General features: G+C 57.1%; 5 protein-coding genes. 3 read left to right on the forward strand and 2 right to left on the reverse strand.

The window, feature by feature from the left end; translation table 11 throughout:
• Together EQV96_RS09575 and EQV96_RS09580 are read left to right on the forward strand one after the other, a co-directional pair.
• Window positions 1-10176: a DUF637 domain-containing protein gene (locus EQV96_RS09575; RefSeq protein WP_240881878.1), complete on the forward strand. Its 10176-nt coding sequence runs from the start codon at window positions 1-3 to the stop codon at window positions 10174-10176.
• An 8-nt stretch (window positions 10177-10184) separates the two neighbouring features.
• The gene (locus tag EQV96_RS09580) at window positions 10185-10610 is read left to right on the forward strand and encodes a hypothetical protein (RefSeq protein WP_143518580.1); all 426 of its coding nucleotides are present in this window, start codon (window positions 10185-10187) and stop codon (window positions 10608-10610) included.
• Between the two features lie 359 nt (window positions 10611-10969).
• On the opposite strand, the gene EQV96_RS09585 is transcribed toward EQV96_RS09580, so the two are convergent.
• A complete protein-coding gene (locus EQV96_RS09585; RefSeq protein ID WP_179292405.1) occupies window positions 10970-12211 on the reverse strand; it encodes an MFS transporter in 1242 nt (413 codons plus the stop codon).
• A gap of 65 nt (window positions 12212-12276) precedes the next feature.
• Here EQV96_RS09585 and EQV96_RS09590 point away from each other — a divergent pair, with 65 nt between their 5' ends.
• Window positions 12277-13098 carry a helix-turn-helix transcriptional regulator gene (locus EQV96_RS09590; protein WP_095001756.1) on the forward strand — a complete coding sequence of 274 codons (822 nt, stop codon included), beginning with the start codon at window positions 12277-12279 and terminating at the stop codon, window positions 13096-13098.
• A 14-nt stretch (window positions 13099-13112) separates the two neighbouring features.
• On the opposite strand, the gene EQV96_RS09595 is transcribed toward EQV96_RS09590, so the two are convergent.
• Window positions 13113-13628, reverse strand: coding sequence for a cupin domain-containing protein (locus EQV96_RS09595; protein ID WP_095026558.1), 516 nt, complete (start codon window positions 13626-13628; stop codon window positions 13113-13115).
• Window positions 13629-13638: the final 10 nt, after the last annotated feature.

Here is a 13638-nt window from a genome sequence, read left to right on the forward strand (position 1 = left end):
ATGGACGACCGTCACCTGGCCTTTTTGGCTCGCCAGCCCTCCGCGGCCCTGCAACCCCGAGAATCCTTCCTGGGCATGCCCAAGCATGGCCTGGCCTTTATTCTGGCCAACGCGATGTTCTGGCAGCCACTGCTGGTGCAGGCCGAAGGTATCGTCGTCAGCGGGCCAGGCACCAGTCTGCAAACAGCGGGTAATGGCGTCCCGATCATCAATATTGCAGCACCCAATGGCAGCGGGCTGTCGCATAACCAGTTCAATGATTACAACGTCGGTGCCAATGGCCTGATCCTCAACAACGCCACCGATCGCACCCAGTCGACACAACTGGGCGGCATCATCCTCGGCAACCCGAACCTGCATGGCAATGCTGCCAACATCATCCTCAACGAAGTCAGCGGCGGCAGCCCCAGCCAGCTGCGCGGCTATACCGAAGTGGCGGGGCAGTCGGCCAAGGTGATCGTGGCCAACCCCTACGGCATTACCTGTAATGGCTGCGGTTTTATCAACACCCCTAGCGTCACCCTGAGCACCGGCAAGCCCGTCCTGGATAACGGCCACCTGGATCGTTATCAGGTGGATGGCGGCGCCGTGACCATCGACGGTCAGGGCTTGAACGCGAGCAACGTTGACAGCTTCGAAATCATTACCCGCACAGCCAGAATCAATGCGCAGATCAATGCACGCAATTTGACCGTCATTGCCGGGCGTAATGACGTCAGTGCCCAGACTCTTGCCATCACCGCTCGGGTCGACGACGGCAGTGCAAAACCTGAATTGGCCATCGATTCATCTGTACTGGGCGGCATGTATGCAGGTGCTATCAAGCTGGTAGGTACGCAAGCGGGTGTCGGCGTGAAGCTGGACGGCACCCTGGCGGCCAGTGGTGGCGATATTGTGCTCGACGCCAATGGGCATTTGCGCATGGCCCAAGCCTCGGCAAGTGGGGCTATCAATGTCAAAGCGGCGAGCCTCGATGCCCAGGGCCCGGTCGATGCTGGCACTCGGCTTGATGTACAAACCACAACGGCACTGAACAACCAAAAAAGCCTCGCCGCACGGGACAGCATTACCCTCAGCAGTGGTGGCCAGTTGACCAATAACGGCATCATCGAAGCCGGGGTCAACGCAGACAACACCCGCAATACCACAGGTGATATCAGCCTTTCAGCAGCCAATCTAAGCAATACCAATAGCATAGTTGCCAGTCGTGCCTTGACGGTGGCCGCCACACAAACGCTGGACAACCAAACGGGTACGTTAAGCGGCCCGAAAACATCGGTCACTGCCGGTCACCTCGATAACCGTGGGGGCCGCATCCTCGGCACTGACACACTCAACGTCAACGCTACCCGCCTGGACAACCGAGCCGATGGCTTGCTGCACAGCACTAACAGCGCAGACGTCACGGTACTGGCGGCTCTGGAAAACCAAAATGGCCGAGTGATTGGCCTCAACGACTTGAAACTCAACGCTGGTCAACTGACCAACGACATGGGCCTGATCGCCAGCACCGAGCGGGCCAGCGTGACGGCCGGACACCTGAGCAACCGGTCGGGTGAACTATCGGCCAGCCAAACCCTTATCACTACCACGACCCTGGACAACCGCTCAGGCACGTTGTTGGGCAGCAACCTTAACGTGACGGCCAGCGGCGCAATCGATAATCGTCTCGGCATTTTTTCTGCTGTTGACTGGCTGACAGTTCAGGCCGCCAGCCTGGATAACAGTGGCCAAGGTTCTTTGTCCAGCCAGGTCGGCTTGACCGCATCCATCACCGGTCTGCTCGACAACCGCAACAAAGGCAATCTGGTCAGTCAGGGGGCTCAGCAGATCACGACTGGTCAGTTGTACAACTCCCAGGCAGGACTGATCTCCAGCAAAACAGGCCTGACGTTGCACAGCGATGCCCTGGTCAATCACGCAGGCCTGGTGATCGCTGATGGAGCACTGACCCTGAGGGGTGGCCGCGTTGATAACAGCCAAAAAGGCGTTATCAGCAGCAAGGCAGGTGCCCGTGTTGAGTTGGACCGTCTGGATAACACCGGCGGCAAACTGAGCAGCGAGGGTCTTTTGGCCCTCAATGCCAACCAGATCGAAAACGGCGCCGGGCGGATCAGTGCCAAGGGCGGTCTGCAGGTCACGGTTGGTGTCCTGAATCAACAAGGTGGTGAGCTGGTCAGCGAAGGTGCACTGGCACTCAAAACCACCACGCTGGACAACCGCAACGGCGGCCTGATCGCCGCTGATAAAGGCGTGGCCCTGCACGGCCAAACTCTGCTCAATCAGCGAGGCGAGATTTCCAGCCAGGCCAAGGTACTGCTGGCTGCTGATTTTCTGAATAACAGTGGCGGTAAAGTGATTGCCGACAGCGGCCTGAACCTGACGGTGCAACGGCTTCTCAATCAGAACAAAGGGCTGCTGGCAGGTCGCGAAGGGCTGGTATTGAACGGTGGCCAGCTGGATAACAGCTCGGGTGGACGCCTCACCAGCCAAAAAAATATTCAAGTCAATTTGACTGAGGATCTGCTTAACCATTTCCAGGGCGAACTTGTCAGCGAGGGAAACCTGAGAGTAAACGCTGCCAGTCTGGATAATGGCCAGGGCGGTATTCTCTCCGCAGCCAAGGCGTTGTCGGTCACCACTCGGGGCCTATTGAATAATCAGGCCGGCAAACTGCTGGCGGATGGTACGGCCAGCCTGTACAGCGGCGACCTTAACAACAGCCAGGGCGGTGTCATCAGTGCCAGAAACAGCATTGATATCCTCAGCGCGAACCTGGACAACAGTCAGCAAGGCAGTATTAAAAGTGACGCCGGGATCACCCTTGATGGCGGTCAACTGAACAACAGCCAGCAAGGTTCGATCTTCGCCAAGTCCACGGTTAACGCAACGCTGACCGGACTGGATCAACACGATCGGGGCGAACTGGTCAGCAACACGGGCATCAATCTGAACCTCAATCATGGGGTTTTGATCAACCGCAACCGAGGATTGATTGCGACACCAGGGCAGTTGCTGCTAAGCAACTTGGGCGTGGTCGACAACAGCCAGGGCGGCGAGATTTCCAGCACGCAGTCATTTGTGCTGGCGGCAGATTCGCTGAACAACCGAGGCGGCAAGGTCATCAGTGCCGATAGCCTTCAACTGCACGTGGCCCATGCACTGGATAACAGTGTCAAAGGGGTGCTGTCGGCGCAGAACGTATTACAAGTGGCGACCGCCAGCCTGGACAACCGGTCCGGTGGGGCGCTCGCCAGTCATGGCGACCTCAACCTCAAGGTTGAGGGGGTTCTGGACAATCGCAACCAAGGCATGATCACGGCCGCGACCACACTTGAAGTGGCCTCCGGGTCATTGAACAACAGCGACAAGGGACGACTCTTCGCCGGTGCCCACCAGACCCTCAACACGGGAGCGCTGGACAATCGCCAGGGCGGCAGTTTAGCCAGCGATGGCTCCATGATTGTCACGGCTGGCAACGTGGATAACCGTGAAGGGGTAATCGGCAGCCAGCGGGCGTTGAATCTGACCACCGCTGACCTTGAAAACAGCGCAGGCCTGATCAACAGCCAAGGCGATCTTGCTTTGGCGGGTCAACATGTGACCTCAAGCCGGGGCGGGGAAATCTCGGCCAAGGGCGACCTGGAACTCACCGTTCAACAGTTGATTCAGCGCCAGGGTCGCCTGGTCGGCGAGCGTGCCGTGGCCATTGACCTGCAAGGCGGGGATCTGGACAACAGGGGTGGTTTGATCAGGGCCAACGGCCCGCTGACCTTTGCACGTCTGGTCGCCCTGACCAACCGTGAACACGGGGAAATCTCCAGTCAGAACGCATTCACCCTGGGGGCCAAACACATCGATAACGGTGATCGCGGCGTCATCCTCAGCACCGACCAATTGCGCCTTGAGGCTGGGCATGTGGTCAACTCCGACCACGGCTTGATCTCCGGCTGGAATGGCCTGAAGGTGATTGGCGACAGCTTGGACAACAGCGTCCAAGGCACCCTGTCGAGCAAGGACGGCACCCTGCAGGTTGTCCTCACAGATGCTTTGGATAACCACGGCGCGGGCGCGCTGGTCAGCCATGGCAAGCAACATGTCAGTGCCGCGAGTCTGAATAACAACCAGGGCATTATTTCGGGCCAGGATGACCTAACGCTCAGCATCGCGGGTGGTCTGGACAACAGTAATGACGGTTTGATTTCGTCCGCAAGAGATCTGGATTTCAACCACGTGCGGACTGAGCTGAGCAACCGTAAAGGCAAAGTCAACGCTGCCAATATCACCCTCACAGGTCGGAGCGTGGACAACAGCGCTGGGCAACTGATCAGCCAGGGAACCCTCAAAGGCACCTTGAGCGGTGCATTGATCAACGCCAATAACGCGCGCTTGGCCAGTGGTGCGGCCCTGCTGCTCAATGCGGCCAGTCTGGATAACCGTGGCGGTCAACTGGCCAGCCAGGATCAGCTTGATCTGACTCTCACCAACGGTGATCTGGACAACCGCGACCAAGGCACCCTGGCCAGCCAGAAAGACCTGGTTATCAAACTGTTGGCTGGTGATGTACACAACCAGCAGGCCGGTTTGATCTTCAGTCAAAAAGGTCGACTCGACCTGGCTGCCCGCGCCCTCAACAACCAGCAAGGCACGCTGCAAAGCCAGGCCGATAATAGTCTGCACCTTGGTGATGCCTTGAATAACCAGGGCGGCAAGGTCGACAGCCTGAGCGCCAATGTGAACCTTGAAGCGGCCAGTATCGCCAACGATGCAGGCGGTGTGCTCAACAGCAACAAGGGCTGGATAAAACTGGTCACCGGCTTGTTCGACAACAGCGGTGGGATCACCCAGGCGCAATCCCTGGATATCGACGCCACAGGCGGACTGCTCAATCAGATGGGGCACTTATCTGCACTGGGCGGCGAAAACCGCATTGTTACCAGTACGTTCAATAATCAGGGCGGTGGTATCTATGCCGATACCCGGCTCAAAGTCACGGCTGAGCACTTCGACAACCAAGGGACAACTGAAGGAAACGGAGGAAAAGTCGGTGCGAAGGACATCGAGTTTAGTCTTGCGGGATCTTTGAGCAATAGTTTCGGCTTGATCGAAAGCGATGAAACGCTGCGTCTAGCCGCGCGTGATATCAGCAACGTAAACGGCACCTTGCGGGCCATGGGGCGCACGGGCACCTCGTACATCAGCGCCTCGGGCCAGCTGGATAATCGTTTTGGTGTGCTCGAAAGCACCAACCCATACCTCAACCTGCAAGCATCAGCGCTGGACAACAACGGTGGTCGCGTCCTGCACAGCGGCAGCGGTAAATTTGACCTGGCTTCAGATCAAGTCACCCGCGCGGGCGGCAGCTTCGTGACCAATGGCCAGCTGGATATCAAGGCGGCGAGCTGGACCAACAGCAGTGTCATCCAGGCCGGTCGCCTGAACCTTGATATCGGTCAGTTCACTCAGACAGCCAGCGGTCAGTTGCTGGGCTCGCAACGTTTGAGCGGCAAAGGTGACACCTGGATCAACGAAGGTCTCCTGGCCAGTGACGGTAGCCTTGAGCTGACCCTTACCGGTGACTACAGCGGCAACGGTCGCATCAGCAGTCTGGGCGACATGCACCTTGCCAGCTCCAGCATGAACCTGGGCGACACCGCCCGGATTGCCAGTGGCGCCACTACCCACATCAACAGCACGACCTTGAACAACCATGGCCGCCTGACATCGGCAGGCGACCTGACGGTCAACGCCAGTAAATTGAACAACTACGGCACCCTGGGTGGTGCCGAAAAGGTGCGGTTGAACGCTGCTCACCTGGGCAACGACCAAGGCCTGATTTTCAGCGGCAACGACATGACGGTGCGGGTCAATGACTTCAGCAACCGCTTCGGCGATGTCTACAGCCTGGGTGACCTGGACATCGCACGGGACGACACGAACGGCCGCAGTGCCCTGATCGAAAATATCTCAGGCACCCTGGAAAGCATCGGCGATATGCGTCTGCTGGCAGGCAGCCTGAGTAACCGCCGCGATCAATTCAGTACAGAAAAGAAACTGGTATCGGGCAACATCAACGTCTACTCCAACGATTTCTGCAAGGGTAAAGGCTGCTCGCTCAGTTTCACCTCGGTAGAGCGCTATGAAGATGTGATAACCGGCAGTTCGGCCTCGGCGTTTATTAACGCAGGGGGGGATCTGACAGTGGGCAGTCAAACCTTCGACAACCTCTACAGCTCGGTCTCGGCGGCAAAAAACATCCTTATCAACACTGATGTCCTGAACAACACCGGTGCTGCGGGAGGGGAGGTGCGCCATCTGAATTCGGCGATGTATACCCGTGATCGTGGTTTCTACAACACCTTCATCAGCCGCCGTGACCAATTCAACCAGTACAACAACCCAACTTCGGCAAACTACCGCCCGGGTGATATGACCGTAGCTCAGGTCATGGCCGGTATCGGCAACTTTATCGAGACCAGCACCTATGTCGTACCGACCTCGGGGAGTGTTATTGCCCAGGCGGTTATCCAGGCGGCAGGCTCCGTCGCGGTCAATGCCGCGCAACAACTCAACAACAGCGTCATCCGCCCGAACGCCACGGATATCAACAATCCCGGGCGAAACCACAACACCAGTTCCGATGTATTTGCCTCGACTGTGAAGCCAGCGATCACCGCGCAACTGCCACCCGATCTGGCACAACAGCAAGTCAATCCGGTGACCTTGCCGGGATTTAGCCTCCCCACCGGGCAAAACGGCTTGTTTCGGCTAAGTGGTCAGCAAGCCACTGATGACGCTGCGAACAATGCTCCCAAAGGTGGCGGCGATTTCAGCGTCACAGGCCGCCAAATTGCCGCGCAAGATCGCGAAAAAACACTGGGCTACAACGCTGCCCAGGAACGGGGTTTTACCCTCGATACACCGCCGGTAACAGCCACGGTGAATGGTCAGGGGCCGTTGGTTCTGGAGACCAATACGCACAGCGTCACTCGGGTGCAAGGCCTGCCTGAAACCCCTGCGGCGGATAATAGCCACAAGTATCTGATCGAAACCAACCCGGCACTTACCGACCTCAAGCAGTTCATGAGTTCCGACTACCTGCTCGACAAGCTGGGTATGACTCCGGACGCAACCCATCGTCGTCTGGGCGATGGGCTTTATGAGCAACGGCTGATTCGTGAAGCGGTAGTTGCCCGCACCGGTCAGCGTTACATCGAGGGGATTACCAGCGACGATGCGCTGTTCCGCTACCTGATGGACAACGCCATTTCATACAAGGACACGCTGAAGCTTCAACTTGGCGTTTCCCTGACCGCCGAACAAGTGGCGGCACTGACCCACGATATTGTGTGGATGGAAGAGGCTCAGGTTAACGGCCAAAAAGTCCTGACCCCGGTGCTTTACCTGGCCCAGGCCAACAACCGCCTGGCCCCTAACGGCGCGCTGATCCAGGGCCAGGATGTCAGCCTGATCTCCGGTACTGACCTGCACAACAGCGGCACATTGCGGGCCACGCACAACTTGAACATGGTGGCCAACACCCTCGACAACAGCGGCCTGATGCAGGCCGGCAACCGTCTGGACATGCTCGCCACCGACTCCATCAGCAACAGCCGTGGTGGGGTGATGGCGGGGCGCGAAATCGATGCAACCGCGCTGACCGGCGACATTCTCAACGAACGCACCGTCACCACCTTCAAGCGTGAAGGCGATGGCTATCAGTTGCGCAATGACGTGGTGAGCAACGCCTCCCGCTTTGAAGCCACGGACACCCTCAAACTCAACGCTGGGCGCGATATCGCGAGCATCGGCAGCACCCTCAAAACCGGTGCCGATGCGTCCATTGTCGCCGGGCGCGACGTGGTAATTGCCAGCAGGGCTGAAGAAGACAGCTACGACTACCAGCGCCGGCGCAGCAGCGGCACCGAACAAACTATCCAACAACACGCCTCGGCAGTGGATATCGGTGGTGACTTGAGCATCGATGCTCGGCGGGATATCGCCGTAATCGCCAGCACCGTCAGTGCTGCTAAAGACTTGAGCGTCACAGCCGGGGAAAGCCTGACCCTGGCCGCTGCTGCCAACGAAAACCATGATTACGCCAAAGAGAAAAAAGGCAAAACCAAGACCAACACCCAGTCGGACCAGGTGACTCAGCAGTCTGCCGAACTGAGCGCCGGTGGCGACCTGCTAGCTATTGCGGGAACAGACCTGACGCTGATGGCGAGCAAGATCAGTGCAGGCAACGAGGCCTATCTTCATGCTGATAACGAGTTGAGCCTGTTGGCTGCGCAGGACAGCAACTACTCGTTTTATGACATGAAAAAGAAGGGCGGTTGGGGGAGTAAGAAAACCAAGCGAGATGAAGTTACCGACATCAAAAACATCGGTAGCGAAATCAAGACCGGTGGTGACCTGACCCTAAGCAGTGGCGGTGATCAGCTTTATCAAGGGGCCAGGCTCAACAGCGGTAACGACATCGCGATCAACAGCGGTGGGGCTGTGACGTTTGAGGCAGTGAAGGATCTGCATCAGGAGAGTCACGAGAAGAGCGACGACAATGCGTTTTGGGGTTCATCCAAGGGTAAAGGCAACACCGACGAAACCTTACGTCAGACCCAGATGATTGCCGAAGGCAGCATTGCGATTAAAGCTGTTGGTGGCCTGAAGATCGATATCAGACAGGTTGACCAACAATCGGTCAGCCAGTCCATCGACGCGATGGTCGAGGCTGACCCTCAACTAGCCTGGCTCAAGGATGCAGAAAAACGTGGCGATGTAGATTGGCGTCAGGTCAAGGAAATCCACGACAGCTTCAAATACAGCCACTCGGGGCTGGGTCCGGCTTCGCAGATCATTATCGCTATTGTGATGGCGGCCGTGATTGGGCCTATGGCGATGGGAGCCATGGCCGGTGCGACAGGGGCTGCGGTTGCCGCCGGAACAATGACTGCGGGCACCGCGGCTGGTTTGTCAGCAGCTGCAGGAGCGGTAGCTGCAGGCGCGGCAACGAATGCCACCGTTAGTACCGTCAATAATCGCGGAAATCTTGGTGCGGTGATCAAGGACGTCACGTCATCCGATGCGATGAAGGGCTATGCGATATCAGGTGTTACCGCTGGTGTGACGGCTGGCTATTTTGACGACTTGACGGCAAGCAAAACCAATACGGGCACAGGCAAGGTCAATGTCCCCCTCAACACCTGGAAAGGCGCTGGGCAATTTGCAGCCAACCAGACGCTGCAAAATGGCACCTCCCTGGCCTTGAGCAAGGCCTTGGGGCAGGGTGGCAATATCAGCGATGCCTTGAAAAGTGCGCTATTCAACACCTTGGCGGCGGCCAGTTTCAACGCTGTTGGCGATTACACCCAGGGTGTGTTTGCCGATGGCTCAGGGCCAAAGGTCGCAATTCAGGCCATGGTCGGAGGTTTGCTGGCAGAAGCCACGGGCGGAGACTTTAAAACCGGTGCCTTGGCCGCAGGTGCCAACGAGGTGTTGGTTGGTCACTTGAATGACTTGGTCAATGGTGATGAAAAACTGCTGACCATGAGTTCCCAGATCGTTGGTGTGCTGGCGGCTGCCGCTCAACATGATGTGGACGCCAGCAAGCTTGAGAAAGGCAAATGGATTGCGCAGAACCTGACGCAGTACAACTTCCTTAACCATCTGCCGCCTGGCTTGGTTGAGTATGGACAAGCGGCAACTACCCTCGCAACAGATATGCAAAGCAAGGGCGCTACGGGTGATGAAATAGCTCAGGCGCAACTGGAGTTGGCCCGAGGGCAAGGGTTTGATGGTGTCCAACCGGCTACTGAGTTCGTTGAGGCTTGGGGGATGTTTATGGCCGGCGAGCTCACAGGGGCGGCTCTCGCGGGTATATTGTGGCGCCTCGGGTCTTGGGGGGTAAAAGGCGCTGAAATAACTACGCTAGCGAACAAACCTTTAGGTCTTGGTTCGACGGGTAGGTCTGCACCTGCTAACTTGAGTGAAAAGCTTGCAATGGAGCAGGCTATTTCGAACCCTGCTGCTGGTCGCCCACTGACTGTCCCAATGACTGATCCCCGATGGCCGGCAAATGATGGTTGGGTGAAATCGGCCCAAAATATAAATGGAATCGAAATTCACTATGTAAGAAACTCCATAACTGGAGCCATTGATGATTTCAAATTTAAGTGAGTAAAACTATGCTTGCCTTATGTCAGGCTAATCTCGGTAGTGCTATTCCAGCCAAGGAGCGCTATTTGGGTGAGGTTGATCAAACTGACTACTCCCCTTTAAGTATTGGTGGGAGTTATGTGGTGTATGGTCTGCTGTGTGTTTTTGAACGAGTGGATTTTTTAGTTCGAGTGCCTGAGCAACCACCTTTCTGGGCTCCGAGCAGTCTGTTTCAGTTGGTTGATGCTAGAATTCCAGCCGGCTGGCAGCTTTGTATTACGCAAACGCGCCCTGATTATAAGTGTCTTTTTGAAGCTTTTAAAATTAGCCATGTTATAGGCTATCCGCTACTGGTTAATGAGTATGAGCATTATATAGGGGTTGTTGAACGGGACCCAGTGGAAGTACTGCGATTCCTGGAAGAAGTGGAGCGCATAGCAGAACCATGGGGTTAGGGTATGGTCAGCATATAATTGGTGGTTTGGGAGGTGGAGATGTCCTCCTAGTTTGTGCTGATTAAAACTCAAATGGTGTGAAAGTAACTGGGGCCTATCTAATAACTGTTAACTTCGTTTGTGCTGCCCTCAGCGGAGCGGTATTGAAAGGCGTTTTTTCTCGTGCGACAGCTATTCAAGACTATCTATTTTAATAGTGCTGACTACGAGACCCAGCACAAAGCTTTCAGCCAAGGCAGGTTCTTAGCCTTTGAGAGTTAACTTAGGGAACACCAAGAGCCCAACCCGAGCTCTTGCGTGACTCCCATTAATTGCATGCGTTGCGTCAGGCTGGTAGTGATTTCCCAGCGCGGCCTCCCTCAAACCCCTTTGGTATTCGGCAGCAAGATGGTCAATACCCCCAGCAGCGGCAGGTAGGAACAGAGTCCATACACATACTCGATGCCCTGGATGTCCGCCAGATGCCCCAGCAACGCGGCGCCAATCCCGCCAAAACCGAACATCAAGCCGAAGAACACACCGGCAATCATGCCGACGTTACCGGGTACCAGTTCCTGGGCATAGACGACGATGGCAGAGAACGCCGACGCCAGAATAAATCCAATAACCATGCTCAATACGCCTGTCCAGAACAGGTCCACATAAGGCAAGGCCAGTGTAAAAGGGGCTGCCCCCAGGATCGAGAACCAGATGACTTTTTTGCGCCCGATCCTGTCGCCAATCGGGCCACCAAAGAAGGTACCTGCTGCCACTGAGCCGAGGAACAAGAACAGGTAAAGTTGAGAGCTGGCCACTGACAGGTGAAATTTCTCGATAAGGTAGAACGTGAAATAACTGGTAAAGCTGGTCATGTAGAAGTATTTGGAGAACACCAGCATTGCGAGCACCACCAGTGCAAACGTTACTCGTCCCTTGGACAGGCCGTGGCTCGCCTGGCTGCCCTGTTTAAGCTTGAACAGGGCCAGGTGGTTGCGATACCAGCGGCTCAAGCCGTACAGCACGAAGATGGCGAAGGCGGCAAACAGGCCAAACCAGGCGACATGCCCCTGGCCATAAGGGATCACGATGGCCGCAGCCAGCAGCGGGCCGAATGCGCTACCGGCGTTGCCGCCGACCTGGAAGGTTGACTGGGCCAGGCCATAGCGCCCGCCTGACGCCAGTCGCGCCACACGGGAGGCCTCGGGGTGGAAGGTCGATGAGCCGATGCCGACAAGGGCGGAGGCCACCAGGATCGACGCAAAGCTGGCGGCAAAGGCCAGCAGCAGGATGCCGATCAAGGTGCACACCATGCCCGCCGGCAGCAGCCAGGGTTTGGGGTGGCGATCGGTGTGATAACCCACCCAGGGCTGCAGCAGGGAGGCTGTCAGCTGGAAGGTCAAGGTAATCAGCCCCACCTGGGTAAAGCTGAGCCCATAGTTGGCCTTGAGCATGGGATAGATCGAGGGAAGCACGGCCTGGATCAGGTCGTTGATCAAATGTGCCAGCGCGCAGGCGCCGATCACCTTCATGACCAGCGGGCTCGCTTGTTGGGCCACTGAGGCTGACGCAGACGCAGACGCAGACGCAGACGCAGAGGCCGGGGATGCGGTTGTTGTAGACATGGCAAATCTTCCGGGGCGATAGGGGTGCGAGCTCAATGCTCGACGCTATCCTAGAATTCGCCTGCATGCCTGTCTCGCTGTATAAGGGAGCAAACCATCGCAAAAGGGGCGTCGCGATCAAACCACTCAATGATTTTTTGCTGGAGATCGATCGGAGCAACTGGACGGTGATCGGCAGCGCGACCGATTATCCTCAGGACTGGATCATCCCGGCCCATACTCATGAGAAGCATCAACTGCTGTATGCCATTGCAGGTGTCATGGTGGTTTACAGCGAGTCGAGCCAGTGGACTGTTCCCTCCAATCGGGGGGTGTGGATGCCCAGCGGCAGGGTTCATTCGATCCGCTGTGTGGGGCCGCTGAAAATGCGCAGTGTGTTTGTGCGACCCGATGCACTTGTGGACCTGCCTGCCGAGATAAGGGCCGTGAGCATCTCGCCGCTGTTGAGCGAGTTGATCAAGGTTGCCGTGGGCCTGAAGCTGCCATATACCGCGCACACCCGCGAAGGTCGGGTGATGCAGCTGATTCTGGACGAGTTGGCTCTACTGCCCGCATTACCCTTGCATCTGCCCCGGCCAGCCGATCATCGCATCAACGATATTTGCCTCAGGTTGCAAAAAAATCCCGCCGACAGTTCGACGCTGGCTGACTGGAGTACCCATCTGGGCCTCGACGAAAAAACCATCCAGCGCCTGTTTCGCAAGGAGACCGGCATGACCTTCGGCCAGTGGCGCCAGCAGGCGCGTTTGCTGCTGGCGGTTGAGCGCATGGCGGTGGGGGAGAAGATTATCGATGTGGCGTTTTCACTGGGGTATGAAAGTCCGAGTGCGTTCACCAACATGTTCAAAAAGCAGTTCGGCAAAACCCCCAGCCATTTTTTCAAATAGCCTTTCGCTCGCTTCTAAGAACCGCTACACACCTTGGCAGCAACCGGGTCGTCGGGGATAAACGAGTCCTTGGCTGAGGGTTTAAGCACCACGTAGCCGCGGCGCCAGGGCTGGTCATCGACCATGCTCCAGCGATGCCCCGTACCGGTGTTGTCTTCGGCGATCAGCACTTCGCCCGGATGCAGGGTGAATTTCTCGCCATTGCGGGTCGCGAATGCCAGCGTGCCCGACAACGTGATGACGTACTGCGGCTCCGGGTCGTTGTGCCAGTCATAGGAAGCATGCGCCGGGCTTTGCTTGAAATGGATGGCGGTCACGTCGTTGCGCATGTTCTGGTCGATACGGCCTTGCAGAACATGGGAGGCGTTGTCCGCACCCGTACACAATTTGTAGGCCTTGATGGTGTCGGTAGTGGAGGTGGCGGCCTGGGCACCGCTCAGGGTCGCCAGGGTAATGGCTACCGCCGCCGCCGTGCGCAGGCCCAGGCGGTGGATTGCAATGCGCTGCGGTGCGCGAGTGTGCTTATGCATGGAGCAGGGT

The sequence above is a fragment of the Pseudomonas sp. TMW22080 genome, assembly GCF_022496745.1.
Taxonomy (GTDB): domain Bacteria; phylum Pseudomonadota; class Gammaproteobacteria; order Pseudomonadales; family Pseudomonadaceae; genus Aquipseudomonas; species Aquipseudomonas bubulae.

Coding starts and splice junctions, on each gene's coding strand:
- EQV96_RS09575 (WP_240881878.1), top strand. CDS start 1: ATGGACGACCGTCACCTGGCCTTTTTGGCTCGCCAGCCCTCCGCGGCC.
- EQV96_RS09590 (WP_095001756.1), top strand. CDS start 12,277: ATGCCTGTCTCGCTGTATAAGGGAGCAAACCATCGCAAAAGGGGCGTC.
- EQV96_RS09580 (WP_143518580.1), top strand. CDS start 10,185: ATGCTTGCCTTATGTCAGGCTAATCTCGGTAGTGCTATTCCAGCCAAG.
- EQV96_RS09585 (WP_179292405.1), bottom strand. CDS start 12,211: ATGTCTACAACAACCGCATCCCCGGCCTCTGCGTCTGCGTCTGCGTCT.
- EQV96_RS09595 (WP_095026558.1), bottom strand. CDS start 13,628: ATGCATAAGCACACTCGCGCACCGCAGCGCATTGCAATCCACCGCCTG.